Source organism: Azohydromonas lata (assembly GCF_034427735.1).
GTDB classification, from domain to species: Bacteria; Pseudomonadota; Gammaproteobacteria; order Burkholderiales; family Burkholderiaceae_C; genus Azohydromonas; species Azohydromonas lata.
The window spans coordinates 34,771-61,753 of the sequence record NZ_JAXOJX010000020.1 but is presented as its reverse complement, the minus strand read 5'-3'; the positions used below and the strand labels follow the sequence as shown (position 1 = coordinate 61,753).

Annotated in this window: 27 protein-coding genes; 11 read left to right on the top strand and 16 right to left on the bottom strand. The window is 71.9% G+C overall.

Annotation, left to right across the window (positions count from 1 at the left end; genetic code table 11):
* Positions 1–179: 179 nt before the first annotated feature.
* Positions 180–2,309 (bottom strand): transcriptional regulator, encoded by a 2,130-nt coding sequence (locus tag SM757_RS13655; RefSeq protein ID WP_322465892.1) that lies wholly within the window; start codon positions 2,307–2,309, stop codon positions 180–182.
* 148 nt (positions 2,310–2,457) lie between these two features.
* Between SM757_RS13655 and SM757_RS13650 the strand changes: the two genes are divergently transcribed.
* Positions 2,458–3,306, top strand: coding sequence for a class I SAM-dependent methyltransferase (locus SM757_RS13650; RefSeq protein WP_322465891.1), 849 nt, complete (start codon positions 2,458–2,460; stop codon positions 3,304–3,306).
* Between the two features lie 107 nt (positions 3,307–3,413).
* On the opposite strand, the gene SM757_RS13645 is transcribed toward SM757_RS13650, so the two are convergent.
* Positions 3,414–3,695 (bottom strand): hypothetical protein, encoded by a 282-nt coding sequence (locus SM757_RS13645; protein ID WP_066336279.1) that lies wholly within the window; start codon positions 3,693–3,695, stop codon positions 3,414–3,416.
* A gap of 263 nt (positions 3,696–3,958) precedes the next feature.
* Here SM757_RS13645 and SM757_RS13640 point away from each other — a divergent pair, with 263 nt between their 5' ends.
* Positions 3,959–4,360, top strand: coding sequence for a YXWGXW repeat-containing protein (locus tag SM757_RS13640; protein ID WP_066336289.1), 402 nt, complete (start codon positions 3,959–3,961; stop codon positions 4,358–4,360).
* 34 nt (positions 4,361–4,394) lie between these two features.
* On the opposite strand, the gene alr is transcribed toward SM757_RS13640, so the two are convergent.
* The 3 genes from alr to SM757_RS13625 all read right to left on the bottom strand — a co-directional run bounded on the left by alr (position 4,395) and on the right by SM757_RS13625 (position 8,469).
* Positions 4,395–5,516, bottom strand: coding sequence for an alanine racemase (gene alr / locus SM757_RS13635; protein WP_322465890.1), 1,122 nt, complete (start codon positions 5,514–5,516; stop codon positions 4,395–4,397).
* A gap of 25 nt (positions 5,517–5,541) precedes the next feature.
* Positions 5,542–6,951 carry an amino acid permease gene (locus SM757_RS13630; protein ID WP_407655757.1) on the bottom strand — a complete coding sequence of 470 codons (1,410 nt, stop codon included), beginning with the start codon at positions 6,949–6,951 and terminating at the stop codon, positions 5,542–5,544.
* A 201-nt stretch (positions 6,952–7,152) separates the two neighbouring features.
* Positions 7,153–8,469 carry a D-amino acid dehydrogenase gene (locus tag SM757_RS13625; RefSeq protein ID WP_373862990.1) on the bottom strand — a complete coding sequence of 439 codons (1,317 nt, stop codon included), beginning with the start codon at positions 8,467–8,469 and terminating at the stop codon, positions 7,153–7,155.
* A gap of 245 nt (positions 8,470–8,714) precedes the next feature.
* On the opposite strand from SM757_RS13625, the gene SM757_RS13620 reads away from it, so the two are divergent.
* The 3 genes from SM757_RS13620 to SM757_RS13610 all read left to right on the top strand — a co-directional run bounded on the left by SM757_RS13620 (position 8,715) and on the right by SM757_RS13610 (position 11,759).
* Positions 8,715–10,259, top strand: a complete 1,545-nt coding sequence (locus tag SM757_RS13620; protein WP_322465888.1) for a sigma 54-interacting transcriptional regulator — start codon at positions 8,715–8,717, stop codon at positions 10,257–10,259.
* Between the two features lie 318 nt (positions 10,260–10,577).
* Positions 10,578–11,237 (top strand): hypothetical protein, encoded by a 660-nt coding sequence (locus SM757_RS13615; protein WP_322465887.1) that lies wholly within the window; start codon positions 10,578–10,580, stop codon positions 11,235–11,237.
* A gap of 294 nt (positions 11,238–11,531) precedes the next feature.
* Positions 11,532–11,759 carry a hypothetical protein gene (locus tag SM757_RS13610; RefSeq protein WP_066336303.1) on the top strand — a complete coding sequence of 76 codons (228 nt, stop codon included), beginning with the start codon at positions 11,532–11,534 and terminating at the stop codon, positions 11,757–11,759.
* Positions 11,760–11,865: 106 nt separating this feature from the next.
* On the opposite strand, the gene SM757_RS13605 is transcribed toward SM757_RS13610, so the two are convergent.
* On the bottom strand, positions 11,866–12,063 hold the full coding sequence (locus tag SM757_RS13605; RefSeq protein ID WP_066336305.1) for a hypothetical protein: 198 nt from the start codon (positions 12,061–12,063) through the stop codon (positions 11,866–11,868).
* 184 nt (positions 12,064–12,247) lie between these two features.
* Between SM757_RS13605 and SM757_RS13600 the strand changes: the two genes are divergently transcribed.
* Positions 12,248–12,862, top strand: a complete 615-nt coding sequence (locus SM757_RS13600; RefSeq protein ID WP_322465886.1) for a hypothetical protein — start codon at positions 12,248–12,250, stop codon at positions 12,860–12,862.
* Between the two features lie 98 nt (positions 12,863–12,960).
* Entirely contained in the window at positions 12,961–13,638 is a 678-nt protein-coding gene (locus SM757_RS13595) for a hypothetical protein (RefSeq protein WP_322465885.1), read from the top strand.
* A gap of 25 nt (positions 13,639–13,663) precedes the next feature.
* On the opposite strand, the gene SM757_RS13590 is transcribed toward SM757_RS13595, so the two are convergent.
* From SM757_RS13590 to SM757_RS13575, 4 genes are all read right to left on the bottom strand, one after another.
* On the bottom strand, positions 13,664–13,963 hold the full coding sequence (locus tag SM757_RS13590; RefSeq protein WP_322465884.1) for a hypothetical protein: 300 nt from the start codon (positions 13,961–13,963) through the stop codon (positions 13,664–13,666).
* Between the two features lie 100 nt (positions 13,964–14,063).
* Complete coding sequence (locus tag SM757_RS13585; protein WP_322465883.1) at positions 14,064–14,297, bottom strand: hypothetical protein; 234 nt, start codon at positions 14,295–14,297, stop codon at positions 14,064–14,066.
* Positions 14,294–14,854 (bottom strand): hypothetical protein, encoded by a 561-nt coding sequence (locus SM757_RS13580; protein WP_066336315.1) that lies wholly within the window; start codon positions 14,852–14,854, stop codon positions 14,294–14,296. Before SM757_RS13580 ends, SM757_RS13585 begins: the two co-directional genes overlap by 4 nt.
* Before the next feature lie 83 nt (positions 14,855–14,937).
* Positions 14,938–15,315, bottom strand: a complete 378-nt coding sequence (locus SM757_RS13575; RefSeq protein ID WP_066336319.1) for a cupin domain-containing protein — start codon at positions 15,313–15,315, stop codon at positions 14,938–14,940.
* Positions 15,316–15,461: 146 nt separating this feature from the next.
* Between SM757_RS13575 and SM757_RS13570 the strand changes: the two genes are divergently transcribed.
* Positions 15,462–16,373, top strand: a complete 912-nt coding sequence (locus SM757_RS13570; protein ID WP_322465882.1) for a LysR family transcriptional regulator — start codon at positions 15,462–15,464, stop codon at positions 16,371–16,373.
* Positions 16,374–16,677: 304 nt separating this feature from the next.
* Here SM757_RS13570 and SM757_RS13565 read toward each other — a convergent pair whose 3' ends face one another.
* Positions 16,678–17,307, bottom strand: coding sequence for a nucleoside/nucleotide kinase family protein (locus tag SM757_RS13565; protein ID WP_322465881.1), 630 nt, complete (start codon positions 17,305–17,307; stop codon positions 16,678–16,680).
* A gap of 227 nt (positions 17,308–17,534) precedes the next feature.
* Between SM757_RS13565 and SM757_RS13560 the strand changes: the two genes are divergently transcribed.
* The 3 genes from SM757_RS13560 (at position 17,535) to SM757_RS13550 (ending at position 20,515) form a co-directional block, all read left to right on the top strand.
* Positions 17,535–18,149 carry a TetR/AcrR family transcriptional regulator gene (locus SM757_RS13560; protein ID WP_084267458.1) on the top strand — a complete coding sequence of 205 codons (615 nt, stop codon included), beginning with the start codon at positions 17,535–17,537 and terminating at the stop codon, positions 18,147–18,149.
* A gap of 115 nt (positions 18,150–18,264) precedes the next feature.
* A complete protein-coding gene (locus tag SM757_RS13555; protein ID WP_322465880.1) occupies positions 18,265–18,966 on the top strand; it encodes an SDR family oxidoreductase in 702 nt (233 codons plus the stop codon).
* A gap of 109 nt (positions 18,967–19,075) precedes the next feature.
* On the top strand, positions 19,076–20,515 hold the full coding sequence (locus tag SM757_RS13550; RefSeq protein WP_322465879.1) for an MFS transporter: 1,440 nt from the start codon (positions 19,076–19,078) through the stop codon (positions 20,513–20,515).
* Positions 20,516–20,698: 183 nt separating this feature from the next.
* On the opposite strand, the gene SM757_RS13545 is transcribed toward SM757_RS13550, so the two are convergent.
* From SM757_RS13545 to SM757_RS13525, 5 genes are all read right to left on the bottom strand, one after another.
* Positions 20,699–22,420: a putative bifunctional diguanylate cyclase/phosphodiesterase gene (locus SM757_RS13545; RefSeq protein ID WP_322465878.1), complete on the bottom strand. Its 1,722-nt coding sequence runs from the start codon at positions 22,418–22,420 to the stop codon at positions 20,699–20,701.
* Complete coding sequence (locus tag SM757_RS13540) at positions 22,417–22,773, bottom strand: hypothetical protein (RefSeq protein ID WP_322465877.1); 357 nt, start codon at positions 22,771–22,773, stop codon at positions 22,417–22,419. The genes SM757_RS13545 and SM757_RS13540 overlap by 4 nt, the downstream gene beginning before the upstream one ends.
* A 391-nt stretch (positions 22,774–23,164) precedes the next feature.
* Entirely contained in the window at positions 23,165–23,806 is a 642-nt protein-coding gene (locus tag SM757_RS13535) for a response regulator transcription factor (protein WP_322465876.1), read from the bottom strand.
* On the bottom strand, positions 23,781–25,865 hold the full coding sequence (locus SM757_RS13530; RefSeq protein ID WP_322465875.1) for a PAS domain-containing sensor histidine kinase: 2,085 nt from the start codon (positions 25,863–25,865) through the stop codon (positions 23,781–23,783). Before SM757_RS13530 ends, SM757_RS13535 begins: the two co-directional genes overlap by 26 nt.
* A gap of 212 nt (positions 25,866–26,077) precedes the next feature.
* Positions 26,078–26,959 (bottom strand): LysR family transcriptional regulator, encoded by an 882-nt coding sequence (locus SM757_RS13525; RefSeq protein ID WP_322465874.1) that lies wholly within the window; start codon positions 26,957–26,959, stop codon positions 26,078–26,080.
* Positions 26,960–26,983: the final 24 nt, after the last annotated feature.

Here is a 26,983-nt window from a genome sequence, read left to right as displayed (position 1 = left end):
TGGGTAATTGGGTAATTGGGTAATTGGGTAATTGGGTAATTGGGTAATTGGGTGTTTGAATTTGTCGCGCCATATCAGGGTTTCTTTCCTCTGAATGGGGCCGCAGGCGCGGGCGTGCCGGGGGCAGAGTTTCTACCGTTGCCCGTGAATGCTTTTGTGCCGGCCGTCGCCTCACGCTTTCAAGCCAGCCCTATGTCCGCCGCCACGCGCCGCAGCGTGGCGGCGGCTTCGGCCTCCATGAGAAAGGCGGCCAGAAAGCGCTCCACCGAGTAGCCGGGCCACTGGCGGTGCAGGGCCGCCACCAGGGCCACGGCCTCGGCCTGCCGCCCGGCCAGCGCCAGGCAGTGCGCGGCAATGGCCTGGATGTGCACGTGCGCGTTGGGCCGCGCCGCGGCGCGGCTGGCCCAATCGGCCGCCTCCTCGTGGCGGCCCAAGCGCATCAAGGCCAGCGCCCGCGTGGCCAGCATGGCGAACAGCATGGGGTCGTAGGGGCTGAGCGAGCGCGCCAGGTCCGAGGCGCGCAGCGCCGCCACCGGGTCGGCCGACTGCGCCTGGACGAAGGCCTGCGTGTAGTGGCCCAACGCGAAGTTGGGACTGAGCTCCACGCTGGCGTCCAGCGCCGCCAGGGCGGGCGCCACCTGTGCGCGCAGCCACAGCGCGCGGCCCAGCGCCCAATGCGCGGCCGGGTCGCGGTCGTCGGCCATCAGCGCCTGCGAGGCGGCGCGGTAGGCCCGCTCCGTCGCGGCGGCGCGCTCGTCCCAGCCCAGGAAGGCATCCTGGAAGTGCGTGAACGACAGCCCCGCCCACGGCCGCGCAAAGCCCGGGTCCAGCCGCACCGCCGTCTCGAAGAAGTGCCGTGCCTGCGCGTTGTGCGCGTGGTCGAACCGCACCATGTGCCACAGGCCGCGGTGCAGCGCTTCCCAGGCGTTGAGCGACTGCGGGGCCTTCAGGATGGCGCGCTGGCGCTCGACGGCCTCCACCTGGCTGGCCACCGAGGCGACGATGCGGTTGCCCAGCTCCTCCAGCACGCCCAAGGTGTCGCCCAACTGCGCGGCGAACAGCTCGGCCCACGCCACGCGCGCCGTGCGCGTCTCCACCAGTTGCGCATTCACCGCGATGCGGGCGCCCTCGCGCCGCACCGAGCCGCTGACCGTGTAGTCCACGTCCAGCGCGCGCGCGGCCTGCTCCATGTCCATGCCGCGCCGCCCAAGCGCGAAGGTCGTGGCCGAAGCGATCACGAACAGGCTGCGCAGCTTGGCCAGCCGCGTGGTCACGTCGTGCACCAGCCCGTCGGCCCAGCCGCCGCCCACGTCCGCGCCCGCTGGCGCGCCGGCCGAGAAGTCGGCAAAGGGCATCACCGCGATGGAGGCGCGGCCCGGCCTGGCCTCGTGCAGCGCAACCGCCCCGGTGGCCGCCATGCCGCAACCCTCGTCCTCCGGGCCGGCCGGTGCCACCACCCGCCGTGCCGGCTGCGGCGGTGGCCCGCCCGCTGCCGCCGGCACGGCGTGGCGCGCCTTGGCCGCGCGCCAGGCGTGGCCCAGCGACGCCCAATCCTGCGCTTCGGCCTCGAACATGCGGGCCGTGGCCGCCAGGTGCTCCTCGCCCTCGCGCAGCCGGCCGCCGCGGGCCAGCGCGTCCAACAGCGCCTCGTGGGCGCGGCGGTCGAAGGGCGCCACGTGGAGCCACTGCTCCAGCCGGCCCAGCGCCTCGCCGCTGCCGGGCTCCGCGCCCAATGCCAGCCGCTCCAGCAGCGCCGCGTGCGCGGCACGGAAGCGGCGGCGCTGGCCCAGCAGCCAGGCGCTCCAGGCCGCGCAGCGCGGGATGTCCAGGCCCTCCAGGAACTCGCCGCCGTCCAGCAGCGCCGCCAGCGCGCGCAGTTGGGCGGGGGAACAGCCCTCCAGCCCCGCCTGCACGGCGGCGTGCAGCTCCAGCGCGTCCACTTGGGCGCCGCGCAGGTCCAGGCGCAGCGCGTCGCCCTCGGCCAGCAGCCGTGCGTGGCCGGCCTCGTCCAGCAGCGCGCGGGCCTTGCTCAGGCACCAGCGCAGCTCGCCGCGCGGGTCGTTGGGCGTGTCCCAGAGCAGCTCGCGCAGGTGGCCGCGCGACACGGCGCGGCCGGACATCGCCAGGTAGGCCACCAGCGCGCGCACCTTGCGCGAGCGCGGCAGCGCCACGGGCTCCCCGCCGCGCCAGAGGACCAGGGCGCCAAGCAGGCGCAGGCGCAGCGGGGCCGACCCGCCATCGAGGCGGGATGCGGCTTGCGCTTCATCGCCCATCGCCACGCCTCCATCCACGGCTGCGGCTCGCGGCATTGCGCACGCCGTTCACCGCGGCACTTTCCACGGTACTTCCCACGCCCGGCGCCACGCGGTTTCCCATGCGGCACCTGGACAGTGGCGGCTGCCGGCGCCGCAGCGCGCCGGCCTTCGACACGCCAAGCCCACGACCGGAGAACACGCCATGTCCGCATTGTCCGCCTCCATCCCCGCATCCAACCCCACGCCCGCCGTGGACCTGGCCGCCGTCAAGGCGCGCCAGCGCCTGGCCTGGGCCGCGGGCGACTACGCCGTCATCGGCACCACGCTGCAAATCGTGGGTGAGGCGCTGTGCGAGGCGCTGGACCTGCACGGCGGCGAGCGCGTGCTGGACGTGGCCGCCGGCAACGGCAACGCCTCACTGGCCGCGGCACGGCGCTGGTGCGAAGTGACGTCCACCGACTACGTCCCCGCGCTGCTGGAGCGCGGCCGCGAGCGTGCCGCCGCGGAGCGGCTGCAGATCGCGTTCCAGGAGGCCGATGCCGAGGCGCTTCCGTTTGCCGACGCCAGCTTCGACGCCGTGCTCTCCACCTTCGGCGCCATGTTCGCCCCCGACGCGCCGCGCGTGGCCGCCGAGCTGCTGCGCGTGTGCCGTCCCGGCGGACGCATAGGCATGGCCAACTGGACGCCCACCGGCTTCATCGGCCAGCTCTTCAAGACCCTGGGCCGCCATGTGCCGCCGCCCGCGGGCATGGCTTCGCCCGCGCTGTGGGGCACGCGCGAGCGCATTCAGGACTGTTTCGGCGCCCACGCCGGTGCCATCGCCACGCCGGCGCGGCACTTCGTGTTCCGCTACCGCTCGCCGCAGCACATGCTTGACGTCTTCCGCAGCTTCTACGGCCCCGTGCACAAGGCGTTCGGCGCGCTGGACGAGGCGGGGCAGCAGGCCCTGGCCAACGATCTGCTGGACCTCTTCGGCCAGTTCAACACCGCCCGCGACGGCACCCTGGCCGCGCCCGGCGAGTACCTGGAGGTGGTGGTCACCCGGCGCTGACTTGAATTCGGCTCGAAAAAAAAGATGCCGGCGGCAACCCCCTTGGCGGACGGCCATGCGCATCTGCGCTGTCCGCAAGGGTGGCCGGCGCCGGCCTGGGCCAGGCCTTACTGGGCCGTCTTGGGCGCGGCTTCGGTGGTCTTCTCAGCCGCGTCGGCCTTCTTGGCGTGCTTGGTGCTTTCCTTGTGGGTCTTCTTGTGCTCGGCCTTGTGCGTGGTCTTGTGCTCCATCTTGCTTGCGTGCGCATCGGCCTTGGCCGGGGCCGACGCGGCAGCGGCCGGGGTGGCCGGCGTCGCGGGCGTGGCCGGAGTGGCGGGAGCCTGGGCGAAGCTGAAGGCGGCGGCGCTCGTCAGCACGGTGGCGGTCAGCAGGGACTTGATGGTGCTCATGGTCATTCCTTCACATCGGACTCGCTTGCGCTCCGAGTCCATCGAGCCGGTCCGGCTTGAAGCGGACTTGCAGCCTCCAACGAAGCCCCAGGGCACGCCGTTGACCCATCGTTTGGACCTTAAGCCTGGCCTAAGTGACCGCAAACGTGCTGAAACGTCCGGCTGCACATCGTGTCGGCGCCGCAGAGGGCTGCGCCGTTGAAGCCTGGTGCGGCCGGCCCGGGTACGGCGATCACGCCGCGGGCCGGCTGCCAGGAGCAGCCATGATTGATGACGTTCCCAATCCCCACGATGCACGGCGCCGGCGCTGCCTGCAGGCCGTGTCGGTGATGGCGCTGGCCGCGCTGGTGGCTTCCTGCGCCACCGTGGCGCCCGCGCCGCCGCCGCGCGTGGCCTACCGCGAGATGCCGCCGCCGCAGGCCGAGGTCGTGCCGCCGCCCCCGGCCGCGGGCCTGTACTGGGTGCCGGGCCACTGGGTGTGGCACGACGGCGGCTGGCGCTGGATGGCGGGCCACTACGTGTCCACGCCCGTGCCGCCCATGCCCGCGCCCGCGCAGGAGGTGGTGCCGGTTGCGCCCGCACCCGGCTACGTGTGGGTGCGCGGGCACTGGCGCTGGGGGCCTGCCGGCTGGGTCTGGGTGCGGGGCTTCTGGGTGCCGCGCTGAGGCGGGCGGCGCAACGCCCGCGCAGGGCGGCGGCTCAAGCCGTCCCGGGCTCGCCCACGTAGCGGCGCGCGTAGCGCTGGCCCAGGCTGGTGAGGACCTCGTAGCCTATGGTGCCCGCTTGGGCGGCCACGGTGTCCACGTCCTGCTGCTCGTTGATGAGGTCCACCAGCGCGCCCGGCTGCAGCGCGCCGGCGGGCACGGCGCTGGCGTCCAGCGTGATGGTGTCCATGGAGACCTTGCCCACCAGCGGCAGCAGGGTGCCGTTGAACCAGGCCGCGCCGCGGTTGCTCAGCGCGCGCAGCCAGCCGTCGGCATAGCCCACCGACACGGTGGCGATGCGCGTGGGCTGGCCGCAGCGCCAGCTGTGGCCGTAGCCCACGGGCGTGCCGGGCTCGATGTCGCGCGTCTGCATCACCTTGCCCTGCAGCCGCACGACCGGGCGCAGCGGGTTGCTGGCGCCCGCCACCGGTGCGATGCCGTACAGCGCCGCGCCGGGACGCACGAGGTCAAAGTGGTAGTCGTCGCCCAGGAAGATGGCCGACGAGTTGGCAAAGCTCGCGGGCGCCGCGGGCAGCAGGCGGCGCGCGGCTCGGAAGCGCTGCAACTGCTCGCGGTTGGCGGGGTTGGCCTGGTCCTCGGCGCAGGCCAGGTGGCTCATCACGCCGGCCACGCGGATGCCCGCCAGCGACGGCGCATCGGCCGCGACGGCCTGCAGCTCCGCCGGCGACAGGCCCAGCCGCGCCATGCCGGAGTCCACCTGCACGAAGGCGGGCAGCTCGCGGTCCAGCCGCCGCGCCAGGGCGCGCCAGCCGGCGATCTGCGCCGCGCTGTTGAGCACGGGCACGATGCCGCGGCTTTCGAACTCGGCTTCCGTGCCCGGCGTCGGGCCGTGCAGGACGAGCACCGCGGCGTGCGCGGGCAGCGCGGGCTTGAGCGCCAGTGCCTCGTCCAGGTGGGCGACGAAGAAGGTGCGGCAGCCCGCGGCGGCCAGCGCGGGCGCCACGCGCGTGGCGCCCAGGCCGTAGGCGTCGGCCTTGACGACCGCGGCGCATTGCGCTGCGCCCACCGCGGCCTGGAGGCTGCGCCAGTTGTCGCAGATCGCGCCCACGTCGATGGTCAGCAGGGCGCCGGCCCGGGAGGTGTCGTGGTCGGTCATGGTGGGTCGTCCCGTGGTGTGAGGCTCAGCGGCTGGCGCCGCGCATGATGGAGGGCACCACTTCCACGCCCGCGCTCCGGGTGAACCGGTAGCCCACGGCCAGCAGCGCGAACCACAGGGGCGCGACGTACAGCGCCACGCGGGTCTGCGGGTCCAGGCCCAGCAGGCCGAAGACCACGACCATGAAGGCCACCACGATCCAGTTGACCACCGGCGCGCACGGCATGCGGAAGGCCACGGCGCGGGCCTGGCGGGCGGCCACGGCTTTGCGGTAGCCCAGGTGGGCGATCATGATGATGGACCAGGTCCACAGCGCGCTCACCAGCGACACGCTGGTGATCCAGATGAAGGCCTCTTCAGGCACCACGTAGTTGAGCACCACGCCCGCGCCCATGAGCAGCGCCGAGAAGGTGATGGCCGCCGAGGGCACGTGGTTGCGGTTGACGCGGCCGAAGGCGCGCGGCGCCTGGCCGAACTGCGCCAGCGTGTAGAGCATGCGACCGGTGCTGAAGATGCCGCTGTTGCACGAGGACGCGGCCGCCGTGATGACCACGAAGTTCACGACGCTGGCGGCGCCGGGAATGCCCATCTTCTCGAACAGGAACACGAAGGGGCTGACGCCGGGCTTGAGCTCGGTCCAGGGCACCAGCGACATCATGATGACCAGCGCGCCGATGTAGAAGATCAGGATGCGCCACACCACGCCGTTGGTGGCGCGCGGCAGCACCTGCTCGGGGTTCTGCGCCTCGCCGGCCGTCACGCCAATGAGCTCCACGCCCTGGAAGGCGAACATCACCATCTGCAGCGTGAGCGCCACGCCCAGCACGCCAAAGGGCATGAAGCCCTGGTGCGACCACAGGTTGGAGAAGCTCGCGGTGGGCGCCAGCGGCGTGACGCCGAAGAACAGCACGGCCAGGCCTATGCCAATCATGGCCACCAGCATCACCACCTTGATCAGCGCGAACCAGAACTCCAGCTCGCCGAACACCGCCACCGTGATGCGGTTGGCGAAGTACAGCACCAACAGCGTGGTGAGGGCCGGCAGCCACTGCGGGATGTCCGGGAACCAGTAGTGCACGTACATGGCCACGGCGGTGATCTCGGCCATGCCGATGGTGACCCACATGAACCAGTAGGACCAGCCCGTGGCAAAGCCCGCGAAGGGGCCGACGAACTCCTCGGCGTAGGAGGCGAAGGAGCCGGACACGGGGCGGTACATCAGCAGCTCGCCCAGGGCGCGCATGATGAAGAAGATGATGGCGCCACCCACCGCGTAGCTCAGTATCAGCGCCGGCCCCGAGATGCTGATGGCACGCCCGGCGCCCAGGAACAGGCCCACGCCGATGGCGCCGCCCAGGGCGATCATCTGGATGTGCCGGTTCTTCAGCCCGCGGTGAAAATCGTGTTCCTCGTGGCGTCGTTCCGCCGCGAGCATGGTGTCCAGTTTCGTCACGCTTGTCGTCTCCTGTGTGATGTCAAAGCCCGGGCTTGAAGCCCGCGCCCCTGCCGTGCGGTTGAGTCCGCTTCTTCTTGTGTCTTGTGTCTTGCGGCTTGCAAAGCCGAGTCCGGCCCAGCCGCGGCGAGCGCGGGAGCCGGAGCGCCGAAAGCGGCGTTTAAAGGGTGGTCAGGCGCGCGCTCAGGCGTTGGAGCCGGCCGTTTGCAGCCGTGCCGGCGTGGCGCGGCCCCGGCTGTAGCGCTCGATGCCCAGCCCTTCCATGCTGATCTCGGGCTCGCGCCCGCTGATGAGGTCGGCCATCACGCGGCCGGTGCCGGCCGCCATGGTCCAGCCCAGCGTGCCGTGGCCGGTGCTGAGCATGAGGTTGCCGTAGGGCGTGGCGCCCACGATGGGCGTGCCGTCCGGCGTCATGGGCCGCAGCCCGGTCCAGAACTCGGCGCGCGAGACGTCGCCGCCGCGCGGGAAGAGGTCGCTCACCACGAACTCCAGCGTGCGGCGGCGGGCCTCATAAAGGTTGAGGTCGAAACCCGAGAGCTGCGCCGTGCCGCCCACGCGGATGCGGTCGCCCAGGCGCGTCACGGCCACCTTGTGCGTCTCGTCCATTACGGTGGATTCCGGCGACGCCGACGCGTCCGTGATGGGCACGGTGATGGAGAAGCCCTTGACCGGGTACACCGGCACGTCCAGGCCCAGCGGCTTGAGCAGCTTGGGCGAGTAGCTGCCCAGCGCCACCACGTAGCGGTCGGCGCGCAGCACGCCCGCGGCGGTGCGCACGCCGGTGATGCGGTCGCCCGCGAAATCCAGGCCCTGGATGTCCACGTTGTAGCGGAACTGCGCGCCCAGCAACTGCGCCATGATCGCCAGCGACTGCGTGAACTTGAAGCAGTCGCCCGTCTCGTCGCCGGGCAGGCGCAGCGCGCCCACGAACTTGTGCTGCGTTTCGGCCAGACCGGGCTCGATGTTCACGAAGCCGGCGCGGTCCAGCACTTCAAAGGGCACGCCGTACTGCTTGAGGATCTCGATGTCCTGCGCCGTGGCGTCCATCTGCTTTTGCGTGCGAAAGAGCTGCAGCGTGCCTTGGGCGCGGTCGTCGTACTGGATGCCCGTCTCGTCGCGCAGCGCCCGCAGGCAGTCGCGGCTGTACTCGGCCAGGCGCACCATGCGGCTCTTGTTGACGGCGTAGGCCGCTTGCGTGCAGTTGCCCAGCATCTTGAGCATCCAGCGCCACAGGGCCGGGTCCAGCGAGGGCTTGACCACCAGCGGGCGGTGGTGCATCAGCAGCCACTTGATGGCCTTGAGCGGCACGCCCGGGCCGGCCCAGGGCGAGGAATAGCCGGGCGACACCTCGCCGGCGTTGGCGAAGCTGGTTTCCAGGCCCGCACCGGGCTGGCGGTCCACCACCGTCACCTCGTGGCCGCTGCGTGCCAGGTAGTACGCCACCGAGGTACCGATCACACCACTGCCAAGCACCACCACACGCATGTCGTTCACCCTGATCTGGAGCGCACCACGGCGGCACGCGATACGAGCCCTATCGCAACGCCTGTGCCAACTCCAATAAATTCAATGAAATCAAAGGCTTACGTGAATCTGCGGGGAATTTCTGCCCGAAGTTTGTATTGATTTCAATACGGCTGCGGCGTGACCTGCATCACGCATGTCCCGACAAGCCTTGAGCGACAAGCACTTAGCGACTTCGTATCGAAAGCTTTACACTGTCATGAAATGAATACAGGTGCTGTGTGCGCATAGACGTCGCCATTGCCGACCGGGTCGGCATCGCCCATGAAATCCTGGCGCAGCTTGCGCGGCGGGCGCTCAACGTCTCGGCGGTGGAGGTGGAGCCGCCGCACGTCTACATCGAGGCGCCGGCGCTGGATGCCGCGGGGCTGGAGGAGCTGCGCAGCGACCTCCTGCGCATCGCGGGCGTGGAGAGCGTGGACGTGCTGGCCATGATGCCCGGCGCGCGCCGCCGCCTGTACCTGGACGCACTGCTGGCCTCGCAGGAGGACCCGGTGCTGGCCGTGGACGCGGCGGGCTTGGTCGTGGTGGCCAACGCCGCGGCCGTGGCCGCCAGCGGGCTGCCGGAGCAGCGGCTGGTGGGCCTGTCGCTCAAGGCGCTGATCAACGACGCGGCGCTGGTGGAAGCGCTCATTGCCAACGGCTACAGGCTGCCGGTGAGCGAGGTGCTCATCAACGGCGAGCCTTTCCTGTTCGAGAGCGTGGCGCTGCAGGAGGAGGGCGGCGGCATGGTGGCCGGCGCGGTGCTCACGCTGCACGCGCCGCACCGCTTGGGCGAGCGCTTGAGCGCGCTGCAGAACTACGGCAGCGCGGGCGGCTTCGAATCCATCCTGGGCGAATCGCCCGCCATTCGCCAGCTCAGGCAGCGCGCGGCGCGCATGGCGCAGGTGGACGCGCCGCTGCTCATCCACGGCGAGACGGGCACGGGCAAGGAGCTGCTGGCGCATGCCTGCCACGCCGGCAGCCGGCGGCGCGAGCAGCCCTTCTTTGCGCTCAACTGCGCGGCGCTGCCGGAAAGCCTGGCCGAGAGCGAGCTGTTCGGCTACGCGCCGGGCGCCTTTACGGGCGCCTTGCGCGGCGGCAAGCCGGGGCTGCTGGAGCTGGCCGACGGCGGCACGGTGTTCCTGGACGAGGTGGGGGAAATGTCGCCCTACCTGCAGGCCAAGCTGCTGCGCTTTCTCAACGACGGCAGTTTCAGGCGCGTGGGCGGCGACCGCGAGCTCAAGGCGGACGTGCGCATCGTCAGCGCCACGCACCGCGCGCTGGAGCAGATGGTGGCCGCGGGCAGCTTCCGGCAGGACCTGCTTTTCCGCCTGGACGTGCTGCACCTGCAGGTGCCGCCGCTGCGCGAGCGCACCGAGGACATCGTCCCGCTGGCCGAGGTGTTCCTGGCCCGCGCCTGCGCGCAGACCGGCCGCGCCACGGCGCGGCTCACGGCCGCGGCACGCGCGGCGCTGCTGGCCAACCCGTGGCCGGGCAACCTGCGGCAGTTGCAAAACGTCATCTTCCGTGCCGTGACCATGAGCGAGGCTGCGCTCATCGACGTGGGCGACCTAGAGCTGGCCGGCGCCGAGGCGGGCACACGCGCGGCGCCCCGTGCCGAGGAAGTGCAGTCGCTGGACGAAGCCGTGTGCGGTTACGAGAAGGCGCTGTTGCAGCGCCTGTACCCGCAATACCCGTCCACGCGGCGCCTGGCCGAGCGCTTGAAGACCTCGCACTCGGCCATCGCGCAGCGGCTGCGCAAGTACGGCATAGGCACGGCCTGAGCCGCCTGTCGGGCCGCTGCGGGGCTCAGGCCGCGGCGGCGACGCTGTGCCACTGGCCGTCCGGCCGTTGCAGCACGCAACGCTCGCGCGGGGCCTCTATGAAGACGCTCAGCCGCTGCGGCGTGTGGCGCAGGTCGCTGCCGTTTGTTGTGTGAGCAACTGGGCTTGGAGCTGCAGGGTGCGCGCAGCGCCGGAGCCGAGGCGCGGGGCCTGTGCTTTGCCGCGCGGCGGGCAGGGGGCGTGCAGGCCGCAGGACGTATCCTTCCCGGCCCATCAACATGCGAAGGCGCCGCCCCGGGCGCGAGAAGGAAGCAATTCATGGACGACCAAGCAGCAGCCGGCTTCTGGCAAACGGTGCGCGAACAGGCCGATGCGTTGCGGGCACCGCTGTCGACCTCGCCGGACGAGGCGGGCTGGGACGACGTGGTCGCGCAGGTCGGCGCGGCCATGGAGGTGCTGGAAGCGGCCGTGCGCGAGGTGGACGAGCGCTTGGGCGTGGAAGCGACGCAGGCGCAGGACGCCGGCAACGTGCAACTGGCCATCACCTGCGGCTGCAACGTGGAGGCGATGGACGAGGTGCTGGCGCTGGTCGCTGCCGCGCCGGCGCTGCCCCCGGGCCTGAGCACCGTGGCCTTCAAGCAGCCCGTGCCCGCGGAAGTGATCTCCGGCTTCGGCAACATGGAGTTCGCGGGCCAGGAGGTTGCGTTCGACGCGGTGCGCTTCATCGCCCGCCCGGCCGAGTCCGGCAACGGCCGCTACGACATCGTGTGCTTCGCTCCCAGCCGGGTGGAAACGCCTTTCGACGAAGGCGTGCCGGGTTCCATGGCCGTGCAGATGGTGCTGGGCATGGGCATAGGCGAGCTCAAGCTGATGACGTGCATCGGCCAGATCGGCGTGGTGCTCACCGACGAGCCGCCGCAAGGCGCCATGACCTCCTGGGAGCTCAACCAGGTCATGGACGAGCACAAGGTCCATTGAGACGTGTGCGCGGCATGCGGCGGGCGTTCGCCCGCTGCCGCCGCCCGTGATGGGTGATGGCCGCCTGTGCCGGGGCCGCGTCCGCAACGCTCACTTGCCCACGCAACGTTCAACACCACGTCCACAACCGTTTGTTTGTTGATTGACTTAACAATGCTCGTTATGTCAATTCACGTGGGCTGTGCATGCTTGGCGGCGTGCGCTCCAAGCGATGAGATCTTTACGTTTTGACCGGCCTTGAAAAGGCTGCTGCGTGGCACAAGGTAGGAGGTTTACCCCTGCATCCTTCAGCACATGCCCGTTCGAGAAACCGACACCAAGACGACGATCTCCCATGACGGCTTGCGGTACACGGCCAGGGTGCCGGGTTCGCTGTTCGGTCCGGTGGCGCTGGGTGGGCGGCTGACGATGATGTCGTGCTTCAAGTGCGGCCGTCACAAGCCCATGTCCGCGCTGGCAACCAAGCGCATCCTGGGCCGCAACGAGAAGGTATGCGCCCAGGGCTGCCGCTCGGACAAGTAAGCGCCGTTGCCGGCTCAACTTGAAGCCGGCGCGGCTTGGATGCTGCCTGCGCGGGCGCCGACGGCGCCGTGGTACGGCTTGCAGGCCCGGTGCGGGCCCAAGCTGTTCAGTGCGTGTCGCTGCAGCGGTACAGCGGCCTGGGCACGCCGGCCGTGTAGCGCTCGCGCAAGGCAAAGATCTCGTGCCGCGCCTGCGCCAGGGTCACCTCGCCGCGCGCAGCCCGCCGTTCGAGGTCGGCCAGCGCCAGTTCGTATTCCGGATGGTGGCCGCCATGGCAGCCGGAGGAGATCGAGGTGGTATCCATTGCGTCAACAGCAGGGTTACGGAATGGCCTGGGCCATGCACTGACAAACGGCACCGACAAAAACCACTTGGACGGTGCCACGGTGCCGACTCGAAGCAATTGACGTTCCAAGCAGCTGGTTCACATCGTAGAGGTCGCGGCAATTGGCGTCTTGGCGGTTTTACCCTGACTTGACGACAGTTGAATGCAGAAGATTTCACGTTTGCCGGCGGCTGGTTTGCCGAATCCAAGCATGTCTACACTGAGAAAACTTCCCTCCCGCCTGAAAACCTGCGTGTACGAGCTTTCCCGATTGCGTACTGCCTTGTGTACCTTGGAGGAGCAAATTGCCCATGCACGCGATAGGGTCATGGCCTGCGATGGAGCAGCCAAGAAAGAGTTACTGCCTATCTCCGAACACCTGGACGGGGCCATTGCCCACCTGAAAACCCTGGTGAACGCGCGCGGAGAAAACGCCCAAGCGCTGGCGCGTGCGCATTTCGCCAAGGCTGGCCTGGCCGAGGGCGCCGTTGTCACCCTCACCTATCCGGTTTACGGGCTGCGACGCGCCGCGGTGTTCGACGAGGAACGGCTGCCGCGCAAGCTCAAGGACGTCACGCTCAAGGTCGAAGGCTTCACGGTCGAGCATGTGCGCGGCAAGACGGAGGTGGTGTTGGGCGTCAGCGGCCACTTGGTCGTGGACGGCAAGCCGTCCAAGGAGGCGGGTACCTTTTGCCTGCACCCGGGCTGTCCGGTGGAGGTGATCAAGCCCGCGCCGGCCAAGGATGTGCCGCTGCTGCCCGCCCCAGCCGCGGACTGAAGCACCGTGGCCGGTGTGAATAGCGCACGGCCGCAGGCCGGGCGAGCGGGCCGCCGAGCCGCGCTCCCTGAAAATCCCGGCCAAGCAGGAGAAGTTGAATGAGCAAGCATGGAACGTTGGCCAGGACCAAGGCGGCCAGGTTCTGGACCGTGGTCCAGGGCCAGGTGAAGGATTTACTGGCGACGGCGCAGCGCCTGGGCGACCCGGCCACGCACGAAGCCGCGACGCAGCGGCTGTATGAGCTCGCACCCGCGCTGGGCAAGGCCGCACGGCAGTTCCACCGCGAGCTCAGCGTGGAGTTCAATCCCATCTCGCCGCCGCCGGGCAGCCGGCTGGAGATCCTCGTCACTTGCGACGGCAACGGCGCGGGCATGGAAGCGGTGCAGGAGCTCGTGGCGCTGGCGCCGGCCCTGCCTGCCGGGCTGAACGTGCGCGCCTTCCGTCCGCCCATGCCGCCGCAAGTGATCGAAGCGTCCGAGGTGGAGGTCGCCGGCAAGAAGGTGAAGCTGGCCGACATGCGCTACAGCGCCACGCCCAGCGCGCAGCACCCCGGCCGCTTCGACATCCTGTGCTGGGCCCCGTGGCAGGCCGTCACGCCGGACGACCGCGGCAACCCGGGCTCGGTGGTCGCCATGCTGGCCCTGGGCCATGGCGTGGGCGAGGAGCGGCTGCTGGCCAAGGTGGGCGAGGTGCGCATCGAGCTGACCTTTCAGCCCGCGGCCCAAGGCCTGCGCAGTTGGGAGCTGATCCCGCTGCTGGACCAGGCGTCGGCCTGAGGTCCAGCCGCCGGCGCCGCGGGGTTCAGCGCCGCAGCCGGTAGCTGCGCATGAGGGGCCGGCCGTCCAGGCCACGGCTGCGGCCCTCGCGCGGCGTCCAGCCCAGCTCGCCCAACAGCTCGAACACCCGTATGGCCTCGACCAGCCGCGTGGTTTCCACCACGCGCATGAGCAGGCCGCGCTCGTCTTCTATGCCTATGCGTATGGCGCGCGCCTCGGGGTCGGCGGGCGGGCGGCGCAGCTCAAGGCCTTCCAGGCGGCGCCACAGCTCCAGGCAGGCTGGAGAAACGGCGCGGTCCAGGGCTGGGGTGGAGAGGGCGTGCATCGTCGCGGTGCGTTGGTTGAACAAAACGCAACGAATGCAAGGTCGGTGCCCAAGCACACAGGGATTTCCCCAGGAACTTTGAAAAACCGTTGCCGCGCCGCTACTCGTCCCTGTTCAAGGGCCCATTGAACCCCGGCGCGAAGCTCCAGAACAGGCGCATCCATGCCTGCGTGAAGGTCCATACGGCGGACCACGGATGCGCCCACGGCGCCACTGCCCACGGCGGCGCATCGCTGTGTTCGAAATCCGACCGCCAGGACGAACACGCCGGCTCCAGCAGCACCAGGGCGAGCTTTTTGCGCATGGCGATGTCCCGCTGCGGTGCGTGCGTCATGGCGCTGCGGGCGGCTGAGCGCCGTGGCCCTGTGGGTGGTCGTGAGGGCCGGATTGGTGATCGTGGCCGGCCATCGCATGCGGACCGTGGTCGCTGAGCTGCGCGTCGAACCAGGCATGCACCGCGGACGCCAGCGTGGCGTCGGCCGCGCGGTAGCGCAGCTCGGCGCCGCCCGGGACGTCGCGGTACTCCACGGACAGCCGCCCGGCGGGCGCCTGCCGCAGCGCGGCCAGGCCCGGCATGGCCTCGCCGTGGATGTGCGCCGGCCCCGAGAAATCGCCCTGCCGGAAGCGCTCGTGCAACTCGCGCAGGTGCTCGCGCACCAGCCGCACCTGCGTGGCGTTGGCCTCGTCGCGCGCCACCACGCGCTGCACGCCGCCGTCTTCCAGCTTGGTGAACACATGCACCGTGGCCTGCAGGTCGAACGGCATCACCTGGGTGCCGCGGCGCGCCACCTCATGCAGGCGCTCGGCGCTGGCGCTTTGCTGCGCCTGCGCCGGCAGCGCCGTGGCGGCAGCCGCAAGGCACAGCGCCGGGGCCCAACGGATCTTGAGCATGCAATGTTTCCTTCTCTGAAGCGGGCCGGCGCGTGCGCCCGCCCGGCGGGGCGCAAGTGTGCAACAGGCGCGGCGGCTTTTCTTCAACTGCGCCAGGGCAGCGCGATGGGCTGCCCGTCGGCCAGCCGCGTGTCCACGGGCGTTGCGGCGAACACGGCCAGCAGCTCCAGCGGCGCCTGCCCGCTGTTGAGCAGTTGATGCACGCGCTGCCTGGGCAGCAGCACCGTGCTGTTTGGGCCGAAGGGAATCACCTGCCCCTCGGTGACCAACTCGCCGTGGCCGGCTAGGCAGAAGACGATCTCGTCGCACTCGTGCTGGTGCGCCGGTGTGGCCGCCCCCGGCGACAGGGACTGGCGCCAGACGGAGAGCTGCTGCAGCCCGTCCCGATGGCCCGCCCAAGTGGCGTGGGCGATGCCGGGCAGGCCGCAGGCTTGAGGCGGGGTTTGAGCGAGGACGGTCATGGCGGTGTCTCCAGGGTCAGTGGCAGGGTTTCGAACGGTCCGTGGCGCCTTGGACGGTGTGAAGTCTGCGCAGCCGCCAGGCGTTGCGGAAGTGCAGGCCCCGGCACAACACTGAGGACGTTTTGTCGTCAATGGCGAGGACAGCCATGTCCATGCACGGCCTGCAGCAGTACGTCGCTTTCGCGGAGACCGCGCGCCACGGCAGCTTTGCCGCGGCGGCGCGCACGCTGGGCACGGTGCCCTCCGCGCTGGCCAAGGCCGTGGCGCGGCTGGAGGTGGAGTTGGGCGTGCGGCTGTTCCACCGCACCACGCGCCAGGTCACGCTCACGGCCGATGGCGAGCGGCTGTACGCGCAGTGCCTGCGGCTGCTGGCCGAGGTGGAGGCGCTCAAGGCACAGGCGTCCGGCACGCGCCTGGAGCCCGCGGGCACGCTGCGCGTGGACCTGCCCATCTTCTACGGCAAGCACGTGGTCATGCCGGTGCTGGCGCGGCTGGTGCAGCGCTGCCCCGACCTGCGGCTGGACGTGCGGCTGCAGGACGGCTACGTGGACCTGGTGCAGGAAGGCATAGACCTCGCCGTGCGCGTGGGTCACCTGGACGACTCCTCGCTCGTGGCCCGCCCCATGGACGAGCAGCAGCTCGTCCTATGCGCCAGCCCGCCCTATCTGGCCGCGCACGGCACGCCGACGGACGTGGCGGCCCTCGTCTCGCACCGCGCCATTGCCTTTCGCATGCCCACCAGCGGCCGGCACAGGCCGTGGCAGTTCCTGGAAGGCAGCGTGGCTGTGGAGATGGCGCCGCCCAACGTGGTGGCGCGCGTCAACGACGGCGAAGGCATGGTCGAAGCAGCCCGCCTGGGTTTGGGCCTGTGCCAGGTGCCGGATTACATGGCCGCCGCGGCCCTGGCCCGCGGCGAGTTGCTGGAGGTGCTGGCCGACCGGCGCCCCGGGCCCATGCCCATCAGCGTCGTCCACGCCGGAGGACGGCTGCTGCCGGCGCGCGTGCGCGTCGCGCTGGATGCGTTGACGGCGCTGCACACGTCCGGTGCGGTGGGCTGAACACCGCTCAACCCATGGCGTTGGCGCGCCAAACAGGCTCTTTACAACATACACGTGATACTGAACGCACCAAGGTCGCTGACGTTTGACACCGTTTCCCTGCCGTCCTGAGCCGCGCTGTTGGAGGGGGGACAAGGGAGAAAAAGGAAATCAGAAGCAGCCGGCTTGTCAGAACTGGGGTTGGGTCAATGCTGTTGGTGTTGCATTACACGTGTATGTTGTTATTTAGGTAGGCACAGGGGCTCCATCAAAAGCCAGCACCCGGCGGCATCAACACCCACAGCCCCAGCTCGCCGCGTTGCCCTCAAGGCCAGCATAGAAGCCAGTGCGCCCGCGCGCGGCTCTGCGCCACCAGCTGCGCGTTGGGCTCGTCCGTGGACAGCACCCACTGCCGCGCCGCCGACGCGCTGCGTCCGAAAGCCTCATGCCGGCGGCACAGGCGCTCCACGCGCTGCGCGTCGCCGCCGTCCAGATACCAGGCCTCGTCCAGCAACGGCACCACCTCCCGCCAGTGCGGCGCCTCCAGCAGCAGGTAGTTGCCCTCCGTGATGACCAGCGGCAGCGACGGCGGCACGGCAATAGACCCTGCCACGGGCTCCTCGATCTCGCGCCGGAAGGCCGGCGCATACACCGTCTCATCCGCCACCGGCCGGCGCAGGCGGCGCAGCAACGCCACGTAGCCGGCGCTGTCGAAGGTGTCCGGCGCCCCCTTCCTGTGAGCGCGGCCCAAGCGCTCCAACTCGGCTTGCGCCAAGTGAAACCCGTCCATGGGCACCACCACCGCCCGCCCCGGCAAGGCCTCGGCCAGGGCCTGCGCCAGCGTGGACTTGCCGCCCCCCGGCGGTGCGGCGATGCCCAGCAGCCGGCGTCCCCCGGCCTGCGCCAGCGTCCGCGCGCGCTCCAGCGCGGCCGGCGGCACGGTGATGGCCGTCATGCGCCGCCTCCCGGACGTCGGCGGCCCGCCGCCCGCCACGCCAGCGCTCGGCCTGCACGATCAAACCGCCCAGCCGCCGCGCCGTGGCGCCCCCGCTTCCGTCCTGCCTGCTTCATGCCGCCCTTCATGCGCCAGCCCTGGCGAGCAGACAGCGTAGCGAGCCGCTTGCCCCATCCGCCCACGGGGTAAATATGACGATCATCATATTTTTGGCTACATTGGAGCCCATGGAACGCCAACCGACCCGCAAGCAATTGACTCACGAGCGCATCGTCGAGACCGCCGCACGCGCCATACGCCGTGCCGGTTTCCATGGGGTCGGGGTGGCGGACATCATGAAAGAGGCCGGCCTGACCCACGGCGGCTTCTACGCCCACTTCGCCTCGCGCGACGCCCTGCTGGCCGAGGCGCTGGAGCGCGCCGGCAGCGAAAGCGCCGCCCGCCTGGCCCGCTCCACCGAAGCCCACCCGGCGCAGGCGGCCAACCCCTTGCGCGCGCTGGTGGAGAGCTACCTGTCCGATGCCCACCTGGCCGGCACCGAGCGCGGCTGCCCCGTGGCCGCGCTGGCGGGCGAGATGCCGCGCCAGGCGCCCGCCGTGCGCGAAGCCGCCGCCCAACGCGTGCGCGGCCTGCTGGCCGCCGCACAGCGTGCCTTGCCACAGGGCGCGCCCGCGGGCAGCGCGGAAGCCGTCGCCAGCCAGCTCGTGGGCGCGCTGCAACTGGCCCGCGCCCTGGGCGACAACGACGAGGGCCGCGCCCTGCTCGCGCACACCCGCGCAGCCCTGCTCGCCCAGTACGAACAGCCGTCCGAACAGCCGCCGGCCCAGGCCGCCGTGGACTGACCCTTTCCCGCGCGCCGCAGGCTGCGGCCGCCCTATTGGCTCGCCCCAAAATATGATGATCATCATATTCAAGGCGTTTTCCCTGATCACCGATTCCACCCGACGAGGACCCGACATGAAGCTCGACAACGCCACCGTCCTGATCACCGGCGCCAACCGCGGCATAGGCCTGGCCTTCGCCCGCGAGGCGCTCCAGCGCGGCGCGCGCCGCGTCTATGCCGGTGCCCGCGACCCGGCCAGCGTCACCCTGGCCGGCGTGGAGCCCGTGCGGCTGGACGTCACCAGCCCCGAGGACGTGGCCGCCGCCGCGCGCCGCTTGGGCGACGTCACGCTGCTCATCAACAACGCCGGCGTGGCCGAGCTGGGCCCCTTCCTGGCCGAGGACGGCGAGGCCTCGGCGCGTCGGCAGATGGAAGTCAACTACTACGGGCCGCTGCGCCTGGCCCGCGCCTTCGCCCCCGTGCTGGCGGCCAACGGCGGCGGCGGGCTGCTGAACGTGCTGTCGGTGGCGAGCTGGGTGCACGGCATGGACCTGGCCGTCTACGGCGCCACCAAGGCCGCGGCCTGGGCCCTGACCAACGGCCTGCGCCACGAGCTGCGCGCCCAGGGCACGCAGGTGCTGGCGCTGCACATGGGCTTCGTGGACACGGACCTCGTCCACGCCGTGCAGGCCCCCAAGTCCCGCCCCGAGGACATCGTCGCCCGCGCCCTGGACGCGCTGGAATCCGGCGCCGAAGAGGTGCTGGCCGACGAGTTCACCCACCAGGTCAAGCAGGGCCTGTCGGCCGAGCGCGGCATCTACCTGCAGCCGCTGTGAGGCGCGCGGGCCGGCGTCGCCACGCCGGTCCGTGCCCTTGTCCGTGCTTTGTATGCCCGCCCCTTCCACCGGCGCTGGCTACGCCCCACCGCTGCTCCTGGAGCCCGCCATGACGCCCCCTTCCCCCGGCGCGCAAGCCGCCGCCGTGCCCCTTGCCGCATCGCCCGCCGCCGCGCGCACCGCGCTGCCCTGGCCCGTGTTCTGGATCGCCAGCGTGGCCGTGTTCCTGGTGTCGCTGGACAGCACCATGCTGTTCGCCGCCTTCGCCGCGCTGCGCCAGGCGTTCCCCGGCGTGTCGGCGGCCGAGCTGTCCTGGGTGCTCAACGCGTACACGGTGGTGTTCGCGGCCATGCTCATCCCGGCGGGCGGGCTGGCCGACACGCACGGGCGCAAGCGCGTCTTCATGGTGGGCGTGGCGCTGTTCCTGGCCGCCTCGGCCGCCTGCGGGCTGGCCGGCGACGTGCAGTGGCTGATTGCCGCGCGCGTGCTGCAGGCCGTGGGCGCGGCGCTGCTCACGCCGGCCTCGCTGTCCATCGTCCTGGCCGCCTTTCCCGTGGAAAAGCGCGCCGTGGTGGTGAGCCTGTGGGGCGCCGTGGGCGGGCTGGCCGCGGCGGTGGGGCCCAGCTTGGGCGCTTTCGTGGTGGACGGCGCGGGCTGGCCCTGGGCCTTCTACCTGAACCTGCCCGTGGGCGGCCTGGCGCTGTGGTTCGCCGCCTCGCGCCTCCCGGCCTCGGCACGCGGTGAAAAGCGCCAGCGCGTGGACGGCGTGGGCATGGCGCTGCTGATGCTGGCCGTGGGCGCGGTGGCGCTGGGCATCGTGCAAGCCGACGCACCGCACTGGAGCCGGGCCGACGTGGCGGCTTGCCTGCTCACCGGCGCGGTGGCGCTGGCGAGCTTCATCGCTTGGGCACGGCACACGCCGGCGCCGCTGGTGGACCTGAAGCTTTTCCAGCACCGCAGCTACCGCTGGGTGAACCTGGCGACGCTGGCCTTCGGCACGGCCTTCGCGATGATGTTTTTCGGCGTCTTCTTCTATCTCACGGCGCTGTGGCACTACCCGCTGCCGCGGGCCGGGCTGGCCATCACGCCGGGGCCGCTGCTGGTGATGCCCACGGCGCTGGTGGGCGGGCGGCTGGCCGCGCGCCTGGGCCACAGGCCGCTGCTGCTGGCCGGCGCGGGGCTGTTCGCAGCCAGCGGGCTGTGGTTCTGGATCGTCCCCGGCCTGGAGCCGGCCTACCTCACGCAATGGCTGCCCGGGCTGGTGCTCAGCGGCTTGGGCGTTGGGCTGGTGCTGCCGTCGCTTTCAGCCGCGGCGGTGAGCCGGCTGCCGCCCGCGCACTACGCCGTGGGCAGCGCGGTGAACCAGGCCACGCGCCAGGTCGGCTCGGTGTTGGGCGTGGCGCTGACGGTGCTGCTGGTGGGCGCGGCCGGCGTGCAGCGCGCGGATTTCAGCCTGCTCTACGGCGGCTACGTGGCGCTGGCGCTTCTCACGGCGCTGTGCAGCCTGCCGGTGGACACGCGCCCGCCCAGGGCGCCCGCGCGGGATTGAGCTTTAAACGGCGCCTGCATGCGAGCACACGGGGCACGCGCGGCGCTGTCCACGCCTGCCTCTTTTTTAGGCATAGGCGGTACACCCCTGGCCCATCAAGCACTTAGGCGTGCCGCGCGCAGCCGCCCCACAGACTTGTCCACAGCGGCGGGGGGTAAGTGCGGGGCAGGCGCTGCAACCTGGTCAGGCCGCGAGCCAAGCCTCGAATTCCCGGTCTCCCATGGGCGGCGCCACGTAAAACCCCTGCAGCTCCGCACACCCCCGTGCCGCGAGCCCCTGCGCCTGGGTTTCAGACTCCACGCCCACGGCCACGCTGCGGATGTTGAACGCCTGGGCCATGCCCAGTGCGGCGCGGACCATCTGTAAATCGCCCTGGTCGTGCTGCATGCGCCCTATGAACCCGCGGTCGATCTTGAGCGCGGACACCGGCAGCCGCCGCAGCGTCGCCAGCGACGCGTAGCCGGTGCCGAACCCGTCCAGCGCCACGCCTATGCCGTGCTTCGCGCAAGCTTTCACGGCGCGCGCGGCGGCAATCAGATCGTCCTGGACGGCCGTTTCCGCCACCTCCAGCTCCACGCCCGCGCCCCCATTGCCGCCACCGCCGCCCTCCAGCAGCAGGCACGCCACCGTGTCGGCCAGGTCGGGCAGCGCCAGCGTGGCGGGCGCCACGTTGAGGCTCAGCGCCAGCGCGTGGCCAGCCTCGCGCCAGCGCGCGCGCTGCACCGCCGCGGCCCGCAGGGCCCACAAGTCCAGCTCCACCTCCAGCGGCGTACCGGCGGCGGCCTTCAGAAAATCCTGTGGCGACAGCAGCCCGCGCCGGGGGTGCTGCCAGCGCAGCAGCGCCTCGGCGCCCAACAAGCGCCGTGTGCGCGCGCACACGCGGGGCTGCCAGTGCAGGCGCAACTGGTCGCTGAACAGCGCCATGCGCAACTCCTCCAGCAGCGCCTCCTGCTCCAGCGGCCGCTCCAGTGCCTCGCCGGCCAGGCACACGCCCTGGCCCAGGCGCTGCGCGCGGTACATGGCCGCGTCGGCCGCGCGCAGCAGCGCCTGGGCCGAGTCGCCATGCGCCGGCCACATCGCCACGCCCGCGCTGGCGCTGGCGCGCGGCACCTGCGTGCTCAGCGCGTAGGGCTGCTGCAGCGCCTGGTGCACCCGCTGCAGCGTTGCCTGCACGGCGGCCATGCCCTGCAGCCCGCCCAAGAGCAGCGCGAACTCCCCGCCGCACAGCCGCGCCACCGTGTCGCCCGGGCGCAGGCAACCGCGCAGCCGCGCCGCAGCCGCCAGGAGCAGCGCATCGCCCTGGGCGTTGCCGTACCAGCCGACGAAGTCGTGCCAGCCGTCCAGGCTCAGGTGGCACACCGCCACCTGGTGGTCCTGGCGCCGCGCCTGCTCCAGCAGCTCGTCGAGCCGCTGCGGCGCCAGCGCCCGCGCGGGCAGCCCCGTCACCGGGTCGTGCAGCGGTTGGCCGCCGCCCGCCGCCGGGGAACCCGCCACGTGGCCGGCCGGGCGGCCGTACCAGGCCACGTAATGGGCCGGCGCGCCGCCCTCGCCCTGGACGGCGGCGATGCGCACCCGCTCGGCCACCAGCGTGCCGTCGGCGCGGCGGTTCCACACCTCGCCGCTCCAGTGCCCAAGCGAGTGCAGGCTGGCCCACAGCGCGCGGTAGAACTCGCGCCCGTGGCGGCCGCTGGCCCAACGCGCCGGGGTGGCGCCCAAAAGCTCCTCGCGCGCGTAGCCGCTGGCGGCGACGAAGGCGTCGTTGACGCCCTGGATGCGCCCGCCCGCGTCCGTGACCACCATGCCCTCGCCCTCGGCCTCTTCGGCCAGCCACTGCGGCGCCTGTCCGTCCGGCAGCGCCTGTTCCTGCGCCTGCAGCAGGGCGCCCAGGGGCAGCGGCGCATTCATGCCGGCGCTCCCAGCGCGTCCTGCAGCGTGCCGGAGCCCACCAGGCGCAGCCAGCCGCAGGCGGCCACGGCGGCGTGGCGGGCGTCGCGCGGGTCGCGCGCCAGCACCAGCAGCCGTGTCGAGGGCACGCAGCGGGCGATCTGGAGCAGCCATTGCTCGAAGCCGTCGCCCGCGTGGTCGCCATCGACCACCACCGTGTCGAACCCGCCGCCGCAGGCCTTGAACACCGCCGGCGCCACGCTGGTGTAGAGCTGCCACTGCAGCCCCGGCTGCAAGCGCGCCAGCGCGGGCAGCAGCGCGGCGCCCCGGTCCACGGTGGTGACCAGGATGGCGCCGGAAGAGGAGTGGGACATGGACTGCGGACCTGATGCTGCTGCTGCGGGCCGTGCGAGACGGATGAAGGCCGGGCCCGAAGACACGAAGTGTCCCGGCGGCGGGCACCGGCGTCTGCCGCGAAAGCTGGACGGGCGCTGTAGCGGATTCTTGATGGTTCGGAAGGGGAAGGCGGCTGACCTTGGACGCAGGCAGCGGGATGGCGGCTGCCGGCGCAGCGGCCCCTCAGCCTTCATTCCCACGAAGGCGCACTGCGGTCCGGGAAAAACACGTTTCCTTGGACAGCCAGGCGCCTTCGCGGGAATGACGGGCGCACCCTCGTGGACCGCACGCGCCCAACGGCAGGTGTTGGACCGTCTAACACCGTGTTCAGGGGAGAGGCCGCAGCGTGCCGGCGGCACGCCCGGCAACTCACTCCTCGTCGTCCTCCACCAGCCCCGTGCGCAGCGCCAGGCGTACCAGGGCGGGCACGTCGCCCACGCCCAGCTTGGCCATGAGGCGGCTGCGGTAGGTGTCCACGGTGCTTGGGCTGAGCTTCAACTGCGCGCCTATGGCGGCGCTGGTGCGGCCCTGCACCACCAGGCGTGCGATCTGGCGCTCGCGCGGCGACAGCAGCGCGATGGGGTCGTCCTGCGCCGGCGCGGCCAGCTCCTGCACCAGCAGGTCGGCCACACCCGGGCCCAGGTGGCGGCGCCCTTGGGCCACGGCCTCCACCGCGGCCAGCAGCTCGCGCGTGGGCGAATCCTTGAGCACATAGCCCAAGGCCCCCAGCCGCAAGGCTTCGCCCACGTTGCGCGGCAGCGCCGACATGGTCAGCACCAGCGTGCGCACGCCAACAGCCCTCGCCTTGAGCGCGCCCAGCAGCTCCAGCCCCGAGCGCGCCCCCAGGTTCAGGTCCAGCAGCAGCAGTTGCGGCTGCAGCGCGGCGATGTCGGCCAGGGCGCGCTCGGCGTCCTCGCCTTCGCCCACCACCTCGTGGCCCGCGCCCTGCAGCACGGTGCGCAGGCCGTCGCGGACGATGGGGTGGTCATCCACCAGATAGATGCGCGTCATCACGGTCGTCCTCCCATTCGATCTCCATGCGGCTGCCCTGCCCCGGGCGGCCCTTGAGCCGGTAGCGCGCGCCGATGGCGAAGGCGCGCTCGCGCATGCCCACCACGCCCAAGTGGCCCGGGCGCTGCGGATCGTCCGGCACGCCGCAGCCGTCGTCGCGCACCTGCAGCCGCAGCCAGCCGCGCTCGCCCTCCAGCGCGCAGTGGATGTGCGTGGCCCCGGCATGCAGCACGGCGTTGTGCAGCGCCTCGCGCGCGACCATGAAAAAGGCGTACTCCACCTGCGGCGGCCAGCGCAGCGACGGCAACCCCGGCGTGACGCGCAGCGACAGCGCCGGCCCCCCGGCCTCGGCGCGGCGGCAGCGCAGGTCGTGCTCCAGCGCCGCCACCAGGCCCTGTTCCTCCAGCAGCGCCGGGCGGAGCTCCACCAGCGCGCCGCGCACCTCGGCCGAGGCCTGCTCCACCAGGGCGCGCACGGCAAGCGCGGCGCGGCGCTGGGCGGGCGACAGCAGCGGCAGCGGGTCCGGCGCCTCCAGCGCCGAGAGCTGCAGGCGCAGCGCGCTCAGCGTCTGCCCCAGGCCGTCGTGCAGCAGTTGCGCCAGGCGCCGCGTGCCTTCCTGCTCCTGCTCCATCAGGCGCTGGGTGAGGCGGCTCAGGTCCAGTTGCGACTGCAGCAGCGCGCTTTCGGCGCGCTTGCGCTGCGTGACGTCGCGCGCTACGCCCAACAGCCCGGTGATGCGCCCGTCGGCCGCGCGCAGCGGCAGCTTGACGCTCAGGAAGTGGCGCTGCTCGCCGCGGCCGGCGTCGAAAAAGCGCTCCTCCACCTCGATGCGCTCGCCGCCGCGCAGGATGCGCTCGTCCTCGGCGTCCGCCGCCGCGGCGTGGCCCGCGGGCAGCACCTGGGCATTGCCCAAGCCCTGCAGCGCCTCGCGCGGCAGGCCGATGACGGCTGCCGCCGCGCTGTTGAGCAGCGTCCAGCGGCCCAACGCGTCCTTGGTCCACACCGGGTCGGGAATGTTCTCCATCACTTCCTCCAGCACGGCCGCGGCCTGGCGCGCGTGCGCCTCGCTGCGCGCGAGCTCGGCCGTGCGCTGCGCCACGGTGCTCTCCAGCTCGTCGCGGTGCGCGGCCAGCGCGGCTTCGGAGGCGCGGCGGCGCGCCACCTCGCGCCCAAGCAGCAGCACCACGGCCAGCAGCGTGCACACCGCCAGCGCCCCGCCCACGGCCAGGGTGCGCGCGGCCTGCCGCGGGGTCTCTTGCACCAGCAGCCCGGCACCGGTGTGCAGGGCACGCAGGCCGGCCCCCTGCGGCGGCGCCAGCACGCCCAGGCGCACCACGGCCGACCAGCCCATGGCCAGCAGCGCCACCACGGCCACCGTGGCGGCCACCAGGCTCAGCCGCGTGAGCCAGCCCGCGCCCAAGTGCAGCAGCAGCCAGCCCGCGCACAGTGCCAGCAGCCCAAGCGCCGTGTGCAGCGCCATGCCGGCGTAGGGCCACAGCCGATAAAAGGCCTGCACGTCCACCAGGCAGCCGAAGACGGCCAGCAGCGCCAGCAGCGCGGCGGCGACGGCTGCCGCCACGGCCCAGGCGCCGCGGCGCCCGGGGGGACGGCCGGACCCCGCCGCCAATGCCAGGCCGCACAGCACGAAGCCCAGCGCGGTGGCGGGCAGCATGCGCCCGCCGGGCCCCGTGGTGTCGGCCAGCAGGCCGGCCACCTCGGCGGCGCGGCCTTGCAGCGCGTCGCCCACGCAGCCCGCCAGCGTCGCGGCACCCGCGCCGGCCACCAGCAGGCCCAGCACCTGCGCCAGCCGGCGCGCCGCGGCCGACGCGCAGGCCGACAACAGCAGCGCCAATCCCGCCCCCGCGAAGCAGCCGGCGGCCGCGAGCTTCATCAGCCCCGGCCCGGCCGACTGCAGCGCCCGCACGGCCGGCAGGTGCAGCCAGCCGTCCAGCAGCACCAGGCCGCCCAACGCCAGCACGCCCAGCGCCAGGGCCTGCGCGGCCCGCGTGGCGCAGGGGGAAGCGCAGGAGCTCGCCAGTGAGGGATCGCTTGCAGCCAAGAGGAGGAAGGGCGGGCCCGCGGCCCCCCGAAAAACCGAAAGCCGAGGATTGGAGAGCCTGCGCGCCGCCCTGGCGCCACGTCACGGCGCGAAAGTGTGACGAATCGACGCTTCACCGCAGCCTCACCACCCGCTCACCACCGCCCCACCGCAGCCCGGCCGCGGCCGGACCGCAAGCGCCCTGTGGCCCCACCCCCGCTGTCGCCGCCCCCTCAGGTCAGGAGAAAACGCTCCACCGCCTCCATGAACACGCGCGTGCGCGCCGGCACCAGCCCGCGCCCGGGCAACTGCGCGTACACGCGCAGCGCATGCGCCGTGAAGCCCGGCAGCAGCGGGACGAGGGCGCCGGACTCCACCTCGCGCCGGCAGTAGGAGGTGGCCAGCATCGCCGCCCCATGCCCGGCCAGGGCGGCCTGCAGCCGCAGCGCGGCGTTGCTGGTACGCAAGGGGCCGCGCGGCTGCAGCTCGTGCGTGCGCCCGTCCGCATGCTGGAAGCGCCACCACGCCTCGCCCGGCGTGGTCAGGCAGGGCCAGCCGACCAGGGCCTGCGGGTCGGCTGGCTGGCCGTGGCGGCGCAGCAGCGCCGGCGCGGCATAGACGCCGCGCGCCACGCTGTAGACGCGGCGCACCACGCGCTGCGAGTCCGGCAGCGGCTCGCTGCTGCTGAAGAACACCACGTCGTACTGGGCCGTGGCCTCCTCCACGTCCGAGGCACGCACGTCCAGCTCGATCTGCAGCCCGGGGTGGCGCGCCAGCACGTCGTTGACCACCTCGCCCAACTGCAGCGCGCCGAACTCGTAAGGCGTGGCGATGCGCAGCATGCCGCGCGGCTCGTCGCGCGCGTCGCCCGCCTCGGCGGCCACCGCGTCCAGCCGCTCGAACAGCGGGCCCAACTGCGCCAGCAGCCGCTGGCCCTGCTCGGTGAGCAGCAGCCGCCGCGTGCTGCGCTCCATCAGCCGCGCCCCCAGCGCCTGCTCCAGCCGCGCCACCGCGTGGCTCACCGAGGACTTGGGCCAGTCCAGCTGCTCGGCGGCGCGCGTGAAGCTGCCGCAGCGTGCCACCACGGCAAAGGCATACCAGTCGTTCCAGTTCATGCGGCCTATTGTCCAGATTGTCCA